13 protein-coding genes and 2 tRNA genes are annotated in these 19668 nt (G+C 40.8%); 7 read left to right on the forward strand and 8 right to left on the reverse strand.

The features are described from left to right. Positions 1-42: 42 nt before the first annotated feature. From nudC to dnaQ, 3 genes are all read right to left on the reverse strand, one after another. A complete protein-coding gene (gene nudC, locus EGS47_RS12865) occupies positions 43-789 on the reverse strand; it encodes an NAD(+) diphosphatase (protein WP_004998703.1) in 747 nt (248 codons plus the stop codon). Continuing rightward, on the reverse strand, positions 789-2435 hold the full coding sequence (locus EGS47_RS12870) for a hypothetical protein (protein WP_005005033.1): 1647 nt from the start codon (positions 2433-2435) through the stop codon (positions 789-791). Before EGS47_RS12870 ends, nudC begins: the two co-directional genes overlap by 1 nt. Positions 2436-2664: 229 nt before the next feature. Beyond that, positions 2665-4140: a DNA polymerase III subunit epsilon gene (gene dnaQ, locus EGS47_RS12875; RefSeq protein ID WP_035272344.1), complete on the reverse strand. Its 1476-nt coding sequence runs from the start codon at positions 4138-4140 to the stop codon at positions 2665-2667. A 210-nt stretch (positions 4141-4350) separates the two neighbouring features. Between dnaQ and EGS47_RS12880 the strand changes: the two genes are divergently transcribed. From EGS47_RS12880 to EGS47_RS12905, 6 genes are all read left to right on the forward strand, one after another. After that, positions 4351-7593, forward strand: coding sequence for a LysM peptidoglycan-binding domain-containing protein (locus tag EGS47_RS12880; RefSeq protein WP_005005031.1), 3243 nt, complete (start codon positions 4351-4353; stop codon positions 7591-7593). A 61-nt stretch (positions 7594-7654) separates the two neighbouring features. Then, positions 7655-9484: an extracellular solute-binding protein gene (locus EGS47_RS12885; RefSeq protein ID WP_051070642.1), complete on the forward strand. Its 1830-nt coding sequence runs from the start codon at positions 7655-7657 to the stop codon at positions 9482-9484. 30 nt (positions 9485-9514) lie between these two features. Continuing rightward, positions 9515-10588, forward strand: a complete 1074-nt coding sequence (gene yejB / locus EGS47_RS12890; RefSeq protein ID WP_005005028.1) for a microcin C ABC transporter permease YejB — start codon at positions 9515-9517, stop codon at positions 10586-10588. Further along, positions 10588-11601: an ABC transporter permease gene (locus EGS47_RS12895; protein ID WP_005005027.1), complete on the forward strand. Its 1014-nt coding sequence runs from the start codon at positions 10588-10590 to the stop codon at positions 11599-11601. Before yejB ends, EGS47_RS12895 begins: the two co-directional genes overlap by 1 nt. After that, on the forward strand, positions 11576-13174 hold the full coding sequence (locus tag EGS47_RS12900; RefSeq protein ID WP_005005026.1) for an ABC transporter ATP-binding protein: 1599 nt from the start codon (positions 11576-11578) through the stop codon (positions 13172-13174). The genes EGS47_RS12895 and EGS47_RS12900 overlap by 26 nt, the downstream gene beginning before the upstream one ends. A gap of 114 nt (positions 13175-13288) precedes the next feature. Next, positions 13289-14533, forward strand: coding sequence for an NADH:flavin oxidoreductase/NADH oxidase family protein (locus EGS47_RS12905; RefSeq protein ID WP_005005021.1), 1245 nt, complete (start codon positions 13289-13291; stop codon positions 14531-14533). A gap of 105 nt (positions 14534-14638) precedes the next feature. On the opposite strand, the gene EGS47_RS12910 is transcribed toward EGS47_RS12905, so the two are convergent. From EGS47_RS12910 to uraH, 3 genes are all read right to left on the reverse strand, one after another. Further along, positions 14639-14714: transfer RNA gene (locus tag EGS47_RS12910), tRNA-Glu, on the reverse strand. A gap of 23 nt (positions 14715-14737) precedes the next feature. Continuing rightward, a tRNA-Glu gene (locus tag EGS47_RS12915) sits at positions 14738-14813 on the reverse strand. Between the two features lie 247 nt (positions 14814-15060). Next, the gene (gene uraH, locus EGS47_RS12920; RefSeq protein ID WP_004987069.1) at positions 15061-15471 is read right to left on the reverse strand and encodes a hydroxyisourate hydrolase; all 411 of its coding nucleotides are present in this window, start codon (positions 15469-15471) and stop codon (positions 15061-15063) included. A gap of 355 nt (positions 15472-15826) precedes the next feature. Here uraH and EGS47_RS12925 point away from each other — a divergent pair, with 355 nt between their 5' ends. Continuing rightward, positions 15827-18058, forward strand: coding sequence for an NADP-dependent isocitrate dehydrogenase (locus EGS47_RS12925; RefSeq protein WP_005005014.1), 2232 nt, complete (start codon positions 15827-15829; stop codon positions 18056-18058). Positions 18059-18122: 64 nt separating this feature from the next. Here the strand turns inward: EGS47_RS12925 and EGS47_RS12930 are convergent, their stop codons facing one another. Together EGS47_RS12930 and EGS47_RS12935 are read right to left on the reverse strand one after the other, a co-directional pair. Then, positions 18123-18740 (reverse strand): hypothetical protein, encoded by a 618-nt coding sequence (locus EGS47_RS12930; protein WP_005005012.1) that lies wholly within the window; start codon positions 18738-18740, stop codon positions 18123-18125. Between the two features lie 58 nt (positions 18741-18798). Then, the gene (locus tag EGS47_RS12935; RefSeq protein ID WP_119686216.1) at positions 18799-19602 is read right to left on the reverse strand and encodes an rRNA large subunit pseudouridine synthase E; all 804 of its coding nucleotides are present in this window, start codon (positions 19600-19602) and stop codon (positions 18799-18801) included. Between the last annotated feature and the right edge of the window lie 66 nt (positions 19603-19668).

Consider the following 19668-nt stretch of genomic DNA (forward strand, 5'->3'; position numbering starts at 1 on the left):
TTCCAGATTTATCTTGCTTCGACCAGCGTTATGAGATTTTCATCAAGCTTGATGATGCATGACTTGCATAATCATGGCATGCGCAATACTTCCTTTAAAAGGAATTTCAGGCAGTTGATCAAATTTAAAAAATTTCGCATCGCTAATTTCTTCTTCCTGAAGCTTGATCTCGCCTGAATCGTATTCTGCCTGAAATGCAATCATGAGATTACTTGGAAAAGGCCATGGCTGACTGGACATGTAACGAATATTTTTAAGTTTTAAACCGACTTCTTCTAGCGTTTCACGTTGTACTGCTTCTTCAAGTGTTTCACCCACTTCAACAAAGCCCGCAATCAGTCCATACATATTACTTTTATTATGTGCATTTTTAGCCAGTAAAACTTCATCCTGACCTTTGGTAATAATCGTAATGACGCAAGGCTGTACACGTGGATATTGGTGATAACGACAGGCAGGGCAGACCATGGCATATTCGGTAGGGTGAATCTGGGTTTCATGGCCGCAGTGACTACAAAATCTATGATTACGTCGCCATTCGAGCAATTGAACTGCACGGCTGGCTTTTTGAAATTCATCGACAGACCATAAGGTAATGAGTTGTCGAATCGGGATCAGTTGTAGGCCTGCTGGGATAGGTTCATGCTCTAGTAAATCACGGGCAATGACTTCATCACCCGCTTTAAACTTTAAATCACTTGCCAGTGTTGCAACTTTGGGAAGTTGGTAATTTTCATCGACAAGCAGTTGTTGATTATGAAAAATATAGGCAAGTGAAAGTTGTGACATTAGGCCGCCGCTGTTTGTAATTTCTGACTATTTTCCAATGCTACATCAAACATCGACTGTAAAACAGGTTGTTTATTTTTTAAATTGTCAATCAGCATATCCAGACTTGCTAACACGTTTAAAATCAGACAAATTTGTTCAAGATTCAGCGTTTGTTGTTGTTCGTTTCTGCTATGCACAAATTCCGCAGTGTTTAACAATGCAAGTTGTTGCTCCTTACTTCCCAGAAATAAGGCTGCGCCTGACAATTCTTTTAGATGAACACATAAAGGTTCAAGCAATGCTGCTTCTGGTTGTTGCTCATACTGTAATAGCATTTGAATGACCATTTCAATCAAGGCCTTACTTTCTGTAAGCAATACCTGATGCGCTTCATCCAGACGATCTAATGAAATATTCATATTGTTGACACGAAGCTGTAAACGGCTAGATAAGTAATTGCGCTCCAAAATGCCAATCGAATTCATCGCCGCCAATATACTTTTCATCAACTGCTGAGCATAATTTTCATCGTTAAGAATTGTCGGTTGATTCAATGCTTCAGACTGACGATATAGCTCTTGATAGGCTTCATTGAGATTTAAGACTTTAAACACGTTGGCCAGATTTTTTAAACTTGTCTGTAAATCCTGAATTTTTTCTGTCGACATATTTTGATAGTTATATTCAATGTCGTGACGAATTTGAGTCATGGCATCGGTAATCAGCTTACTGGCAGTATGAATGGTGGTGTAATCTGGGCCATACAAATGACGACTTAAAACTTCAAGTTGGGTGTCCGAAAGTTGCTCATCACCCATATTGAGTTGTTGGCGAATGTGTTCGGAAATCTCGTCTTCCTGACTGATGCACAGACTCAAAATATCGGCAAGATCTGCGCTAGTTGCAGTAAAATTCTCGGGGTGTTGAAGAAACTGTCCTATATTGGTTTCTAACTGAATAAAAACACGTAAACGCGCCTGATTTAAAATGAGGTGATCAAGATAACCCAGTGCAATATTGACTAATTCCCAGTATTGCTGACTAGGCGTATTTCGCGCAAATGATGCAAGGTAAACGCCAACAATTTTAATTGCCTGAAAATCCAATGATTGCGCAGTATGTTGAAGTAGTTTATGCAAGCTTAGTTTATAAAGTTGATGCACATAAGCTGATTTTTCTAACTCAGGTGTCGCTGCTAAATTAAAATTAGGCTGGAAACAATCCAGTAACGGTAAAATCTGTGCGCCTTCTCGTGTTTGTGGTTTACCGAGAGCGAGTTCAAGCCGATTAAGAGTATCGATTAAAAATTGGGGAACTTTGACTTCACGTAAGCAAATAAATTCGATGTAGCGTTTCAGCATAGTGGTGCCTTCACTCAAGGCAATCACATCCTGAGTCTGAATATTGTGCGGTTCAGACATAATTTTGCGCATCAATGACGCTGAGTAATCTGTAATGAGTGCCAAGCGTGGCATATCAATCATGGCTAAAATACGAGCGCATTGTTCAAATTGATTGAGTGCATCATCGATACCAAAAGGCAGCGTTTGTTCTTCTGCCAATGTACTCACTGCGTTTTCAACCAATTTGATTGAATTATCAATTTCATTTTTTATTATCAATAATGCAGTTGGGTCGAAGTGAATAGAGCTTTGATAAGACATGTAAGCTGCACCTTTCCTATGTTATTGGTGTCAAATTGCCTGACAGACCAGATTAAATCCCAGATCACCAAACATACACATGCATCCCCACACATGCTGTCGTATGTTATTGATTGCTAAGTTCAGGGTGACTTGGGTGATCGGTTCTGATCATCAGCACTTTATTTATCAACTAATATAACTGAACTTTTAAGGCTTGGAATACTAAAACCCAAGCTTACTACGAATTTTATTTGGCAAAAAAGCAAGGCTTACCCTGTTTTTCCTCAAATTGTTTGACCCAAGTCTCATGTCTTGCTAATTCTTCGGGTTCAGGCAAAATCACAGGCAGATCAATCTGCACACGCTGTCTGCTATTTTGCTGTCCATGATTTTCATTTTGTGACAGGGCATCCATATCAAAAGAAACCTGTCCACCTGTCATGGCCAGATAGACATCGGATAAAATCTCGGCATCTAGTAACGCACCATGGAAGGTACGATCACGCGCAGGAATGTCGTAGCGTCTGACCAATGCATCTAATGAATTTTTTTGTCCCGGATGCTTACTTTTAGCCAATGCCAAGGTATCGGTAACAGTACACACTTCTGAAAGCGCAACTAAACCAGCGCGTTTGAACTCGGTATCCAAAAAGTTCATATCGAAGGTGGCATTATGCGCAATGATTTCTGCACCTTTGAGATAATCAAAGAGTACCTCTGCAATTTCTGCGTATTTAGGCTTATCTTTGAGAAAATCATCGCTGATGCCGTGAATATTTTCAGATTCACCTACAGGTTTTTCAGGATTGATATAAATATGAATCGAACTGCCTGTTAGCTTACGATTGATCATTTCAATCGCACCGACTTCAATTATTCGGTCACCATCCTGAAAGTAAAAACCAGTGGTTTCTGTATCTAAAATTAGTTGGCGTGGGCCTTGAATATTTAGGGTGGCTGCTGTTGTTACCACATGTGGATGCGTTTTGCTTTGATCGATACGGTTATTGGTTAATTGGGTTGCTGTTTGTTCTGGTTCACTTGCTGACCCAACTATCTTTTCATTTTCTATTTCTACCAACGCTTCATCGTCTGTAGGGTCTATAGGATATTCATTGATGGTTAAATCTTCGCTATCAACGTCATGATTATCAAAAGCATCCTCGAGAACATCTAGTCCAAACGGGTCATCGAGCAGCCAGTCATTTTCAGATTTTTTTTTTGCCTCGGTCTTTATTTTTGCATCTAGTGGAGTCAGTTGATGTCCTATCCATTCAGCTTCAGGCACGACCACATGCTGCTTTTCAGGATGCTGCACGCCTAAATTGGCCAGTTGATCTGCCATTTCATTGCCTGCATGTCCTGCATGTCCTTTAATCCAGTTCCATTCGATGTTCCGCCCAGCACAAACTTGATCCAGTTGTTGCCAAAGCTCAGGATTTTTGACATCTTTCCAGTTTTTCTTTTTCCAACCGTGAATCCATTCAGTAATGCCTTGTTTGACATAATTGGAATCTGTCCAGATGATGAGTTTTGCATCCTTTGGACAAAAAGAAACACCTTCAATGGCAGCGGTCAGTTCCATGCGATTATTGGTGGTTTCAGCTTCACCACCAAAGAGTTTGTGTTCAGCATCTTGAGTAATGATATAGGCACCCCAACCACCTAAGCCAGGATTACCCTTGCAGGCACCATCAACATAGAGCGTGATTGTTTGTGAGATCATATCAAACCTAAAACTAAAAAAATGAACTTAACGTCCCGTATTGTATATGCAAATCGTGCTTTTCGAGCCGTAGATTCACTGTTTTTTTTAATTTCTTGTAACATTTCCACGCAATTCACGTTAAATTATTGCCTTGTCTAAGCGACATGCTTCACTACAATGGCATATCAAAGAATTAAACTTTACGCGAGTTGTTTGGAACATTTTATGTATAAACCGACCAATATGGTGTGGCAATTTCCCGCAGCATCACTTTTTAAAATTACGATATTGGCTTCTGCTTTGGCAGCATTGGGTCTCACCACTGGCTGTTCCTCAACTCCACAGACTGCAAAAACAAATACAACAAAACAAGTTGGTGGTTCAGGATACCTGGATGCCAGCAGTCTGGATTCACTTGAAGATTTGCTTTCTGCAACAGATATGCGTGCGGTTGAAGGTGATCGCTTACAGATTTTAAAACACGGTGATGTCTGGAAGCGCATGACCGTTGGTTTTAAAATGGACTTGAATCATTGGGATCCACGTATTGAAGCACAACGTAGCTGGTTTATTTCACGCCAGCCGTATCTGGATCGTTTAAGCGCACGTGCCAGCCGCTATTTATATCACACGGTGAAAGAGGCAGAACGTCGCGGCATTCCAACTGAATTGGCATTACTGCCTGTAATTGAAAGTTCATACGATCCCGCAGCGACCAGTAGCGCAGCCGCAGCAGGATTGTGGCAGTTTATTCCAAGTACAGGTCGTATTTATGGTTTAAAGCAAACCAGCCAGTATGATGGACGCCGTGATGTCGTGGAATCAACTCGTGCAGCCTATGAGTTTTTAGGAAGCTTATATAATCAGTTCGGCTCGTGGGAGTTAGCTCTGGCAGCTTATAATGCTGGACCAGGACGTATTCAGCAGGCGATCAATCGAAACCAAGCCGCGGGTTTACCAACGGATTATTGGTCACTCAAATTGCCACAGGAAACCATGAACTATGTACCGCGTTTTCTGGCAGTTGCTCAAATTATTAAAAATCCTAAAGCCTATAATGTAAACTTACCGCCGATTGCCAATCGTCCTCACTTTCGTGAAGTCATGCTCAATGCACCTGTTGATTTAAATCAAATTGCGTCTTTGACAGGGTTAAGCCGTGCTGAACTTTATGCATTGAATCCGGGTTATCGTGGTGAACGTATTGACCCAGAAAGTCCAATGCGTATTTTGATTCCTTCAGATGTCAATCCATCAGTGGATGCTAAGCTCAAAGCTTTAAAATCATCCTCTGGATTCTGGGCAAGCAATAACACAGCAGCTACGCCTAATGCCAATGTGACTGTTAACACATCCACGCGCGGTTCTACTCAAACTGTAACGCCAAGTCGTACAACACCACCCGTCATGACCGCGAGTAGTATCAGTCGACCTTCGACCAGCAGTACAGTTGTTTCATCGATCACTCGACCTTTGAAAACCACGCCGCGTAGTGCAGATGAGCTGGCTGCATTTGCGGCCAGTGCGGATATTCCGAGTGCACCCCGTATTCCTGTTGCAGTGACGCCTGCCAGTAATGTGAAAGCCTTAAGTGCCGAACCACCAATTTCCAAGTCTGAGCGCGAACAAATTGTGGCATTGGTGAAGCAAGAAGGAGTTAAGGAAACAGTGACTCAGGCTTTAGAACCACAACCGACACAGGCTGAAAAAGATCAGGTGGTTGCAGAACTCAAAGCGATTGCACCTAAAGGCACCGAAATTGTGGATCCTTATGATGGCAAAATCAGATTAACTGCGATTCAGACCAGTCAGTCAGTTGCCGATACTGAAGGTAAGGAAGTGACCAAAGGCTTTGCTTACCCTAAAGCTGTAGCTGCAACTGTCAATGCAGATAGTTATGAGGCACAAAATAATAAAGATAAGCCTTATATTAAAACGGATACTGATATTGTCGTGGTACAGCCTTCAGGCAAACGTTCAACTTATACCGTTCAGCCAGGCGATACTTTAGCCATTATTGCGGCTAAAAATGGGGTGAGCTGGCGTGATATCGCAAAATGGAACCAGATTGATCCGAACAATACTTTGTTTGTTGGGGCAACTTTGTATTTGTATGATGCCAAACCGCAAGCGATTGATCGACCAGTTCCTGTTAAAGCCGAGTCCAAACCTGAAAGTTATACGGTAAAAGCCAACGACAGTCTGACAGGTGTTGCGGATCAATTTGGTCTCACAGTCAAACAACTGGCTGACTATAATAATTTGTCTGTGACCAGTGGTTTATTTGTTGGGCAAAAACTTTCTCTTAAAGACAACGGTACAACACATAATGCAGGGTCGAATCGCAATACAGAAGCGAAAAGTGATGCAAAGACGACACGTGTTGCAACCAAATCCTATACAGTGAAGCGTGGTGAATATCTTAAATTGATTGCAGATCGTTATGCTTTATCAAATCAGGAGTTGGCTGATTTAACCTCAGGATTGACCGCAAGCAGTAGCTTATACGTGGGGCAAAAAATTAATGTGCCTTTGCATGAAGTGACTGTACGTGATGATGACAAAGCAGATCCAAAGGAAACACGTAACAGCAAATTAGCCAATCAAGTTAAAACTGAAAATTATCAGATACAACGTGGCGATACTTTATCGAGTATTGCAGCAAAATCAAAAATGACGTTGGCTGAACTTGCAAGCTTGAATAATATTTCAACTAATAGCGGTGTTCGAGTTGGACAGACCTTAAAAATTCCTGCGGATTCTAGCGTTCCTGAGCAATACACCGTTCAGTCAGGGGATAGTTTAAATAGTGTCGCCAATAAGTTTGATCTGGAGCTTTCTGATCTTGCGGAGCTCAATGGTTTAAGTCGTAGCGCAGGTTTACGTGTTGGACAAAAATTAAAACTAACGGGTGACATTCCAGCTTCGGCAAAGGTTGAGGTACAAGAAACTTCACCAGATACGCATACAGTCAAATCAGGTGAAACGCTAGCGAGTATCGCAAGCCGCTATCATCTTCAGTTGAATTATTTGGCTGCTTTAAATGGTCTAAGTCGTAACGCTAATGTACGCGTAGGTCAAAAGTTAAAATTGGAAGGTGATCTACCAAAAACTGAAACTACCAAAGATGACAGCCCAAAAAGCAGATCAAAAGGCAAAACAGCCGCAAATACTGAATCTTATACCGTAAAATCAGGTGAATCACTTAACAGTATTGCCAGTCGTTTAGGCATGAGTGCAAAAGATTTGGCAGATCTAAATAATCTCAATGCACGTGCATCGTTACAGCGCGGACAATCATTGCAAATTCCAAAAACCATTACTGAATACACGGTTAAACGGGGCGATACGCTGATTGGTTTAGCGAGTAAGTTTGGTATGGCAATTACCGAGTTGGCAGATCTAAATGACCTGAAACAAAATGCACAGCTTCGTATTGGTGATGTCATTAAAGTTCCAAACTTATAAGTTGTAACGGATGATGGATTTGATTTCAGGACGAGGCTTGCATAGCGCCCATCATCCAATGATGGGTCAGCTGATCAAAAGTACTATTTTGGCAGTGATTTTTTATGGCGGTACTGTTAATGCTGCGGTACAGACGACGCCTTATATCGCTATACATAGTAAAGCCAAATATAGTGGATTGAGTCATATGCCTTATGCCAATCCGCAGGCGCCCAAAGGTGGCATACTGAGTGAATATAGCAATGGTACTTTTGATAACCTGAATAGTATGAATGGCAAAGGCAGTTCTACAGACGGTATAAATTTTATATTTGACAGCCTGATGTCGCCTTCGCTTGATGAGCCTGCGGTGATGTATCCACTTTTGGCGAAGACTGCTACTTTTGATCCTGAACATACCCATTTTGTTATTTTTGATTTAAATCCAAAAGCAAAGTTCAGTAATGGTCAGCCTTTGACAGCAGAAGATGTCAAATTCAGTTTTGATACCTATCAAAGCAAGGCTAATCCGGGTTTGCAAATGTATATTGCAGATTTGGCAAAAACCGAGGTGTTGTCTAAATATCAGGTCAAGTTTAGTTTTAAATCTGAAAATAATGCTGAAATGCCCATGATTTTGGCAAGTCTTCCCATTTATTCCAAACAAGACTGGAAAAATAAAGATTTTAGCCGCATTACCATGGAGCCGATTTTAGGTTCAGGCCCATATCTGATTGAACGCATTGATGCAGGACGCAGCATTACTTACAAGCGCAATCCAGATTATTGGGGCAAAGATTTAGCCGTGAATCGTGGACGGTATAACTTTGATCGCCTGAAATATGTTTATTACCGTAATATGGATATTGCTTTTGAAGGATTTAAGTCTGGGCAATATACATGGCAAGAAGAATTTACTGCCAGAAAGTGGGTCACTGCCTATAATTTTCCTGCAATAAACAACAAGATGGTCAAAAAATTTGAGTTTAAACATCGTAATCCGATGACCATGCAAAGTATTGTAATGAATACCCGTCGTGCGCCACTCAATGATATTCAATTTCGGCGTGCTGTCAGTTATGCCTATGATTTTGAATGGCAAAATAAAGCCCTGTTTTATGGCAAATATCGACGTTTACAAAGCCATTTTGATAATAGTGAATTGGCAGCGAGAGGGAAACCTTCAGCAGCAGAACTTCAAGTTTTACAGCCGTATCTATCCAAATTAAATCCGATTGTGAAACAGGGTGTACTTGCAGACTGGAAATATCCCGTGAGTGACGGCAGTGGTTTTAATCGTCAAAATTTGCTGACCGCAAGACAGTTATTGATTGATGCGGGTTATAGCGTTAAAGCAGGACAATTACGTGATCATCAGGGTAAGCCGATTCAGTTTGAATTGTTAATCCATCAGGACGGTTTACAACGTACTCTAATGCCATTGGTGCGAAATCTTAAACGTCTCGGGATTACAGTATCGATTCGACAGGTCGATGTGCCACAGTATTTAGAGCGTATGCGCCGTAATGATTTTGATTTAACGACCTTGGCGATGCCACAGTCTTTAACACCGGGAAATGAACAATTTCAATTCTGGAGTAGTTCTGCCGCAGATCAGGTGGGCAATTATAATTTTTCAGGTATTAAAGACCCTGTGATTGATGCAGTGATCCAAAAACTGGTGAAATCTTCTAGTCGAGAGGAACTGATCACCCATACCAAAGTGCTAGATCGTTTGTTACGTGCAGGTTATTATCAAATTTTAACCTATGGAAAGGGGGAGAACTGGTATGCCTACTGGGATATGTATGAACATCCTCAAACCTTGCCGACACTTTCGGTAGGACTGGATTACTGGTGGTCGAATCCTAAAAAAGCGCAAGCGGTTGCAAATTATTTGCGCCGACAATAAATCATCAAAAGACGCCAAAGGAACCAAAACATGGGCACCTATATTATTAAGCGACTTTTACTCATTGTTCCGACCTTATTTCTGATTTTACTGATTAATTTTTTAGTGGTTCAAATTGCGCCAGGTGGCCCTGTTGAGCAGGCAATTCATCAGGCTGAAAATTTTCAGGGGATCAATCAAAGTGGTGGCGGTGAAACAGTCAGTATCTCATCTGATCGATCTTATCAGGGAGCTAGAGGTTTAAGCCCTGAAATGATTGAGCAGATAAAAGCCCAATATGGTTTCGATAAATCTGCGCCTGAACGCTTTTGGTTGATGTTAAAAGGTTATTTGACCTTAGATTTCGGCACCAGTTTTTTTAAGGATAAACCCGTTACCCAACTGTTATATGAAAAAATGCCAGTAACCATTTCGCTGGGGCTCTGGAGTACTTTGTTGATTTATTTAGTATCGATCCCCCTTGGGATTCGTAAAGCTAAACAACATGGTTTATTTTTTGATAAAGCAACATCGATCCTGCTGGCTGTTGGCTATGCTGTGCCGACTTTTGTATTTGGTGTATTACTGATTGTATTTTTTGCAGGCGGTTCATATTTTCACTGGTTCCCATTACAGGGTTTAGTCTCTGAGAATTTTCATCAACTTAGCTTTTTTGAGCAAGTTAAAGACTACTTTTGGCATATGACCTTGCCTTTGTTGACGATGGTGTTGGGCGGTTTTGCAGGCTTAACTTATTTGACCAAATATTCTTTTATGGAAGAACTGAATAAACAATATGTACTGGCAGCACGTTCAAAAGGATTAAGCGAAAATAGGGTGCTTTATGGTCATGTTTTCCGTAATGCTATGCTGATTGTGATTGCAGGTTTACCCGAAGCCCTCATTGGCATTTTCTTTGTCGGCAACTTGTTTATTGAAATTATTTTTAATCTGGATGGCGTGGGCTTACTCGGCTTTGAGGCAATTACCCAACGTGATTATCCTGTGATTTTTGGTACTTTATTTTTATTTACCTTGCTTGGTTTGGTTTTGAGGTTGATCAGTGATGTGTTGTATCAGGTGATCGATCCACGAATTAATTTTGAATCACGGGGAGCAAAATAATGTCCCCAATGATGCAGGCGCGTTTTAAACGTTTTAAACACAATCGGCTGGGTTTTACTTGTTTCATTCTGTTCGTATTGATTTTTATTTTGTCGTTGGGTGCAGAGTTTATAGCCAATGATAAACCGATTTTAGTCAAATACGATCAGTCTTATTATTTTCCAGTGATGAAATCCTACCCTGAAACGACCTTTGGCGGTGTGTTTGAAACCGAGGCAGATTATAAAGATCCAGCAGTTCAAAAATTAATTGATGATAAGGGGTGGGCAGTATGGCCGTTAATTCCATTTTCTTATCAAACTCCAAATTTGGATTTAGCAGTGCCTGTACCTTCACCACCAAGCCAGCAAAACTGGCTCGGAACAGATGATCAGGGGCGCGATGTATTGGCACGGATTCTTTATGGCTTACGTGTATCTTTAATCTTTGGTTTTGCGTTAACTTTTTTTGCCGCAGTGATCGGAATCATAGTTGGCGCGATACAAGGCTACTATGGTGGATGGATTGATCTGATTGGCCAACGCATTCTTGAGGTATGGGGTGGTTTACCTATGCTGTTTATGGTCATGATTTTGGTCAGTATGTTTACCCCAAGTGTGTATTGGTTGTTTCTGATTATGCTGTTGTTTGGCTGGCCAGCACTGGTTGGACTGGTTCGGGCAGAGTTTTTACGAGCAAGAAATTTTGATTATGTCCGTGCCGCGCGTGCTTTAGGGGTAAAAGACCGAACCATTATGTTTCGGCATATTTTACCCAATGCCATGAGTTCGAGTTTATCGCAGCTTCCTTTTATGCTCACCGCCAATATTACGGCACTCACCGCACTGGACTTTTTGGGCTATGGCTTACCACCTGATGCTGCTTCATTGGGTGAATTATTATTACAAGGTAAAAATAATTTAACCGCGCCGTGGTTAGCACTCTCAGGTTTTTTTAGTTTGGCTGTGGTGTTATCTCTTCTTATCTATGTTGGGGAGGCGACGCGTGATGCATTCGATCCAAGACGACAATAATCAAATGCAGCAAATGACTTGCCTGAAAGTAAGTGGCTTACATATTGAAAATGAAACGGGTCAAGTATTGGTTCAACAACTGGATTTTGAACTGAAACAGGGTGAAACCCTAGCAATCGTGGGAGAAAGTGGTTCAGGTAAATCCATCAGTAGTCTGGCGTTATTAGGCTTATTACCTCAGCATTTAAAAATAACGGGTCAAGCTTTATTTGAAGGTCAAGATCTATTGCACCTCAATCAAGCGCAGTATCGACAGATTCGCGGTCAAAAAATTGCCATGATTTTTCAGGAACCGATGACGGCATTAAATCCATTACATCGGGTGGAAAAAATCGTCGGTGAAACATTGCTGCTAAAAGGATGGTCAAAGCAGCAAGTTCGAAGCCGCGTACTGGAATTGTTGCATGATGTTGGAATCCCTGAGCCTGAAACTAAGCTGAGACGTTATCCTCATGAATTATCGGGTGGTCAGCGTCAACGGGTCATGATTGCGATGGCGTTGGCGCAAGAGCCTGAGATTTTAATTGCTGACGAACCCACCACTGCACTAGATGTCACGTTGCAGGCACAGATTTTAAATCTGCTTAAAACGTTGCAGCAAAAACGCAATATGGCCATGATTTTGATTAGTCACGATTTAAATCTGGTCAAACGCTATGCAGACCAAGTCATTGTCATGAACAAAGGTGGTGTCGAGGAGCAAGGGCAGGTCAATGATGTTTTTAATCATCCCAAAACCAGTTATACCCAACATTTGCTCAATCATGATTTCGGTCATGCATTAAAACTCCAGTCTGGGCAGCCATTACTTGAGCTGCAACAGCTTGAGGTCAAATTTCCAATTAAACAAGGGTTACTCAATCGAGTTAAGGATTATGTGGTTGCATTAGAACCGATGGATTTAACCCTTTCTCAGGGCGAGTCGATTGGGATTGTAGGGGAAAGTGGTTCGGGTAAAACCACACTTGCACTGGCAGTAACTCGCTTGATTGAGTGCGATGGGAAAATCATTTTATTGGGCAAAGACTTAAATCATTTAAAAGAAAATCAACTTCGCCCGTTACGCACAGATTTTCAAATTGTATTTCAGGACCCATTTAGCAGTTTAAATCCACGCATGACGGTGGCACAAATTATTGGTGAGGGACTCGTTCTCAAACACATTAAAGCAGATGAAATGGATGATTTGATTGACGATGCACTATTGAAAGTGGAATTGCCGATTGAATTTAAACAGCGTTATCCTCATGAGTTATCTGGTGGACAAAGGCAACGTATTGCTTTGGCACGCGCATTAATTTTGAAGCCTAAGTTGATTATCTTGGATGAGCCTACATCGGCATTGGATCGTACGACACAGCGTTCAATCGTCCAGTTATTGCGACGCTTACAGCAACAACAGCAGTTGAGCTATTTGTTTATTAGTCATGACTTACAAGTCGTCCGCGCTTTATGTCAGAAAGTTTTGGTATTGCGACATGCAAAAGTTATTGAATATCAAGATACTGAGCAACTTTTTTTAAAACCGCAATCTGAATATACCCGTCAGCTCATTGCTGCAAGCCAATATTAAACTTTTGCATATAATTGACATGTGGTATTGTCAATTTGCAAATACAGGATGACTTTAACTTCAATTTTTAATTCAAATTGGAAGAATAACTCCGATTTTTTAAAAGAGAAAAACATGACACAGATTGCCGATTCAATTCAAATCAGAAATACCACATTTAAAAATCGCTTAATTAAGGGAGCGATGAGTGAAGCATTGGCAAATGATGCAGGACAGCCGAATCAACTACATCTTGGGCTTTATGAAGCATGGGCGAAAGGAGGGCTGGGTTGTGCCATTACAGGCAATGTGATGGTCGATATTCGTGCTAAAAATGAGCCTGGCGTTGTTGTCGCTGAAAGTGAGCGTGATCTGGTTGAACTAAAAAAATGGGCAGATATTGGCAAGCAGTACGGAATGGTGCAGTTAATCCAGTTATCTCATCCGGGGCGTCAGTGTCCGAAAGGATTAAATAAAGAAACGGTGGCGCCTTCTGCTGTGCCATTTAGTCCTATGCTTGCTACCATGTTTGGAACGCCTCGTGAGCTTCGACAAGATGAGATCCTGGATATTATTCAGCGTTTTGCGAAAGCCGCAAGTATTTGTGAAAAAGCGGGTTTCGAGGGTGTACAGCTACACGGTGCACATGGTTATTTGATTAGTCAGTTTTTATCGCCATTGACCAATAAACGTCAGGATCAATGGGGCGGTTCGATTGAAAATCGTATGCGCTTCCTGCTTGAGATTTATAAAGCAGTACGTAAAGCGACTTCAGAAAACTTTATCATTTCAGTTAAACTTAATTCGGCTGACTTTCAACGCGGTGGCATTACTGAAGAAGATGTAATTACAGTATTTAAAGCCATTGATGTCGTTGGAATCGATTTAATTGAAATCTCTGGCGGAACCTATGAAGCCCCTGCGATGGCAGGTGCGAAATCAGAAAAACGTAAAGCCAGCACCATTGCGCGAGAAGCCTACTTTTTAGACTTTGCAGAAAAAATTCGTCAACAAGTTACATGTAAGCTGATGGTTACGGGTGGTTTTCGTACAGTGGCAGGCATGAATGCCGCTTTGCAAAGTGGTGCTTGTGATTTTATTGGTATTGCACGTCCATTTGCAGTTGAAACGGACTTAGCAAATCGTTTGATTGCAGGGCAGGATGTCAAATATGCAGTCAAACCAATTAAAACAGGATTACCATTTGTCGATAAAATGGCGATTATGGAAATTATTTGGTATGCGGCGCAATTTAGAAGTATTGGAAAAGGCAAAAAGCCAAATCCGAAACTATCGCCGCTTCTTGTATTTTTGAATTATGCGAAGGGTAATATCAAGGCTGTGATTAAAGGTCAGGTGAATTCACGCAAGTCTGCATAAATATATTGAATGGAAATAGGGATTCGTCAGAATCTCTATTTCCTCATGATCGATTTGATAGAAATAAAAAAGCCACTCGCATTATGCAGTGGCTTTTTTGGAATTTGGCGTCCCTACGGGGATTCGAACCCCGGTTACCGCCGTGAAAGGGCGATGTCCTAGGCCTCTAGACGATAGGGACTTATATGAGGCTGTATCTGAAATTGGCGTCCCTACGGGGATTCGAACCCCGGTTACCGCCGTGAAAGGGCGATGTCCTAGGCCTCTAGACGATAGGGACGTTTCAGAGGTGGGCGTATAGTAGGGTGATTTGAGGAGGGTGTCAAACGATTTTAATGATAAAAACAATAAAATAAGATTAAGCGTTTAAAATTAAATCAATGAGATGTAAATTTCAGCAGTTTTATCGATTTAGATCAAATGTATCACTGAAACTTGTAAATGAAGTGGGTAACAATCTCTCCATTTTAATAGGTAAAAGAGTGCACCCACTCAAATCATCATCAGCTATTTCATATTACTAGACATTAATTTCCACGATAGGTTGAATAGCCATAAGGGCTGATTAAGAGTGGAATATGATAATGATCAACAGCTCCATCAATCACAAATACAACGGGCACTTCAGGAAAAAATGAACGTTGATTATGTTCTCGAAACCAATCCCCAGTTTTGAATGTCACCCGATAAGTTCCTTTAGCTAAAGTTTTTTCATCTGGATAAAGTGCAGTGATACGTCCATTTTCATCGGTTTTACCCTGATTGATTTGCACCCACTTTTCACCTTGTTGAGCTTCAAGAACAACATTGACATCAGCAGATGGCAAACCATTTTCAAGATTAAGTACATGTACACTCAGTGGATTTTGAGCAAATACCAGACTCGAAGCGCTCAGGCTGAGTGCAAAAAGTGTTGTTTTATACACAGTTTTTCTCATAGAAATAACAAAGAATTTTATTTTATCGATTTATTTATCTCATTTTGATAGAAAATATGTAAAATTAACTGAAAAAAATAAGGCCATCTTCATTGAAATACAGGGATTTGGCCTCATGTAAGACCTGTATTGAGGTACAACGGTTTATTTAAACGAAAAAAATAATAAATTTAACGAATATTGCTGAGAAGATTTACTTTTACTATTTTCTGGCGAAATGTCGTTATCACTAGATATTACGTTGACTGAAATGCAATGAGAGTCGATACTCTCAGGGTTTTATTTAAGCAAATCGGTTCGTAGGAGAGGGTCACAAGCTCATTCCTCGCAACGCAATCCAAAGCAGGAGATATATATGGCTGGTGGAAAGTCAACAATCATTTACACACTGACCGATGAGGCGCCACTTTTAGCGACCTACTCACTGCTTCCAATCATTGAGACTTTTACCAAGCCAGCTGGCATTGAGATCGACAAAAGCGATATCTCTGTGTCTGCACGCGTACTCGCAGAGTTCTCTGAATATTTAAAAGATGAGCAGAAAGTACCTAACAATCTTGCAGAACTTGGTCGTCTTACCCAAGATCCAGATACCAACATTATCAAGTTACCAAATATTAGTGCTTCAGTGGGTCAATTAACTGCATGTATTAAAGAGTTGCAGTCAAAAGGTTACGCAATTCCTGATTATCCTGAAAACCCAACCGCTGACGAAGAAAAAGCGATCAAAGCACGTTATAGCAAGTGTCTAGGTTCTGCGGTAAATCCTGTATTACGTGAAGGTAACTCCGACCGTCGTGCGCCTGCTGCGGTAAAAAACTACGCAAAAAAACATCCTCATTCAATGAGCGAATGGAAGCAATGGTCTCAAACGCATGTTTCACATATGGAAGAAGGCGACTTCTATCATGGTGAAAAATCATTGACACTGGACCGTGCGCGTAAAGTGAAAATGGAATTAATCACCAAAAGCGGTCAAAGCATTGTACTTAAACCTGAAGTCGCTTTGCTTGATGGTGAAATCATTGACTCTATGTTTATGAGCAAAAAAGCACTTTGCGACTTTTATGAGAAACAACTTGAAGATTGTCGTGAAGCGGGCATTTTATTCTCATTACACGTGAAAGCGACCATGATGAAGGTGTCACACCCGATCGTATTTGGTCACTGTGTCAAAATTTATTATAAAGACGCATTTGAAAAACACGGTAAGTTATTTGACGAATTAGGTATTAACGTCAATAACGGTATGGCAGGTCTTTACGAAAAAATCGAAACTTTGCCGACCTCATTGCGTGAAGAAATTATTGAAGATTTACATGCATGTCAGGAACACCGTCCTGCATTAGCAATGGTAGACTCAGCCAAAGGCATTACCAACTTCCATTCACCAAACGATATCATTGTTGATGCTTCTATGCCTGCCATGATTCGTGCGGGTGGAAAAATGTGGGGTGCAGATGGTAAGCAGTATGATGCTAAAGCGGTGATGCCAGAATCAACTTTCGCGCGTATTTATCAGGAAATGATTAATTTCTGTAAATGGCATGGTAACTTCGACCCACGTACCATGGGTACAGTGCCAAACGTAGGTTTGATGGCACAAAAAGCGGAAGAGTACGGTTCTCACGATAAAACCTTTGAAATTCCTGAAGCGGGTGTTGCCAATATTACTGACCTTGAAACAGGTGAAGTTTTACTGTCTCAAAATGTTGAAGAAGGCGATATCTGGCGCATGTGTCAGGTTAAAGATGCACCGATTCGTGATTGGGTAAAACTTGCTGTTACTCGTGCGCGTAACTCGGGTATGCCTGCTATTTTCTGGCTTGACCCATACCGTCCACACGAAAATGAATTGATCAAAAAAGTTGAAAAATACTTAAAAGATCATGACACGACTGGACTTGATATCGAGATTATGTCGCAAGTCCGTGCAATGCGTTACACGCTTGAACGTGTGGCACGTGGTTTGGATACGATTTCTGTTACGGGTAACATCTTGCGTGATTACTTAACAGACCTATTCCCAATTATGGAACTCGGTACTTCTGCGAAAATGTTGTCTATCGTTCCGTTAATGGCGGGCGGTGGTATGTACGAAACGGGTGCGGGTGGTTCAGCACCAAAACATGTACAGCAGTTGGTTGAAGAAAATCACTTGCGTTGGGATTCTTTAGGTGAGTTCCTTGCCCTTGCTGTTTCTCTTGAAGAGTTAGGCATTAAGGAAAATAACGAGCGTGCCAAGTTACTGGCTAAAACTTTAGATCAAGCAACGGGTAAATTACTGGACAACGATAAGTCTCCATCACGTCGTACTGGCGAGATTGATAACCGTGGTAGCCACTTCTATTTAGCATTGTACTGGGCTCAAGCACTTGCTGCTCAAGATGAAGATGCTGAGTTAAAAGCCAAGTTTGCACCACTTGCGAAAGCTTTGGCTGACAATGAAGATAAGATCGTTGCAGAGCTCGCAGCAGTTCAAGGTAAACCTGCTGATATCGGTGGTTACTATGCGGTTGATCCAGCGAAAGTGGAAGCAGTAATGCGTCCAAGTTCGACATTGAATGCCGCGCTAGAAACGATTTAAGTCAAAATAATACGGGTTATTTTACCCATATTGTGAAATAAACCGATGCAAAAGCATCGGTTTTTTATTCTAGAGAAATGTATTTTCTACAAACATTCATTAAAGCGGAGTGCGCATATTGGAATTCATTATGAAAATCGTATCGATCATCCTTAAACTCTAGAAATTCTAAGGCAGACCAAGGATAAAACATTTCTAGATAGTTTAAATATTTTTGTATAAGCTCCCAATTTTTCTCATCAAATTGCCCTTCAAGTAAAATTTGAAGTTGTTGTGTTTTTGAGCGTAACGGAACTGCTGTTTCTATAAGCTCTGCATACGTAACTTTATATTCTGACTCTTTTGTTTCTATTGAAAATGTATAGGTTAGAACATAGATTTTAGATGTAAACTGTCCATGTAAATCCCATATATCATTAATTAATCGTGAGATCAAAGATAGATTATGTTGTGTTTTCCAGTTAAGAACTAACACAGCAGCTGTTATTGCTGCGAATACTGTGGCTGCGCTACCTAATAATGATGTGATAAGAGAGATATTATTTTGATTTTCTATTTTTATTAAGAAGTTCCCAAACCAGATGTACAGTAGATTTATTAGTAAAAAAATTGAGATAAGTAGAAATGGTAAATAAGTTGAAATGAGTAATCTGATTATTTTAAATCGTATATTTTTAAGCATATTTTCAAACTCCACTAAATTTTAAAGCCCACTTATGGGCTTTAAAAATACTTAAATCTCAACGACCATTACGGTTACGACCACGCGGCGCTTTGGTATTTGGACGAGTGGTGCCATTGGTCTTGCGACGTGGTTTCTCATTTTCATCCATTTGCCAGATACGCTTAGTTCCTGACTTTTTCTTATTCGGATCTTTTTTATCACCTTCTTTGTGCTTATGCTGCATCGGTTTACCGCCTGTGCCGCCGGGTTTTTTAACATAAGAGCGCGAACGATAAGGTTTATCCTCTGGCACATCCTTAAAGTCAGGATAAAGTAGTGGTTCAATCTCAGTTTGTTCGCCGGGTTGAAGACCTAGTCGAACCAAATCAATCGAACCAATTTTTGTCCGAATCAAGCGTAAAGTTGGAAAACCAACAGTAGCCGTCATACGACGTACCTGACGATTGCGCCCTTCACAAATTGAAATTTCAACCCAAGAGGTAGGAATATTGGCACGAAAGCGTACAGGCGGGTTACGTTCCCAAAGCCAATCTGGCTCTGAAACTTTAATCGCAGTGGCAGGTAAGGTGAGACCATCAGCCAGCTCTACGCCTTTACGTAATTGTTGCAACGCTTCTTCAGTGATATCTCCATCCACCTGAACCAGATAGGTTTTATATTTTTTATTACTTGGATGAGTAATGAACTGATTTAAACCGCCATGATCAGTTAAAAACATCAATCCTTCTGAATCTAAATCCAAACGTCCTGCAATACGTAATTCAGGATCATGAATAAAACTTGAAACAGTTAAATGCGCAGTATCTTCCCGAAACTGGGATAAGACATCATAAGGCTTGTTAAAAACAACAATTTTCATATCAATAAACTACTTTGGTTATTGGTCATCACCGTTAATAAAAGGTTTTTATTTAATGGAGAAATG

This window comes from Acinetobacter sp. FDAARGOS_515 (genome assembly GCF_003938865.1).
In the GTDB taxonomy this organism is placed as follows: Bacteria; Pseudomonadota; Gammaproteobacteria; order Pseudomonadales; family Moraxellaceae; genus Acinetobacter; species Acinetobacter ursingii.

Coding starts and splice junctions, on each gene's coding strand:
- nudC (WP_004998703.1), bottom strand. CDS start 789: ATGTCACAACTTTCACTTGCCTATATTTTTCATAATCAACAACTGCTT.
- EGS47_RS12870 (WP_005005033.1), bottom strand. CDS start 2,435: ATGTCTTATCAAAGCTCTATTCACTTCGACCCAACTGCATTATTGATA.
- EGS47_RS12880 (WP_005005031.1), top strand. CDS start 4,351: ATGTATAAACCGACCAATATGGTGTGGCAATTTCCCGCAGCATCACTT.
- EGS47_RS12885 (WP_051070642.1), top strand. CDS start 7,655: ATGGGTCAGCTGATCAAAAGTACTATTTTGGCAGTGATTTTTTATGGC.
- yejB (WP_005005028.1), top strand. CDS start 9,515: ATGGGCACCTATATTATTAAGCGACTTTTACTCATTGTTCCGACCTTA.
- EGS47_RS12895 (WP_005005027.1), top strand. CDS start 10,588: ATGTCCCCAATGATGCAGGCGCGTTTTAAACGTTTTAAACACAATCGG.
- EGS47_RS12900 (WP_005005026.1), top strand. CDS start 11,576: ATGCATTCGATCCAAGACGACAATAATCAAATGCAGCAAATGACTTGC.
- EGS47_RS12905 (WP_005005021.1), top strand. CDS start 13,289: ATGACACAGATTGCCGATTCAATTCAAATCAGAAATACCACATTTAAA.
- uraH (WP_004987069.1), bottom strand. CDS start 15,471: ATGAGAAAAACTGTGTATAAAACAACACTTTTTGCACTCAGCCTGAGC.
- EGS47_RS12925 (WP_005005014.1), top strand. CDS start 15,827: ATGGCTGGTGGAAAGTCAACAATCATTTACACACTGACCGATGAGGCG.
- EGS47_RS12930 (WP_005005012.1), bottom strand. CDS start 18,740: ATGCTTAAAAATATACGATTTAAAATAATCAGATTACTCATTTCAACT.
- EGS47_RS12935 (WP_119686216.1), bottom strand. CDS start 19,602: ATGAAAATTGTTGTTTTTAACAAGCCTTATGATGTCTTATCCCAGTTT.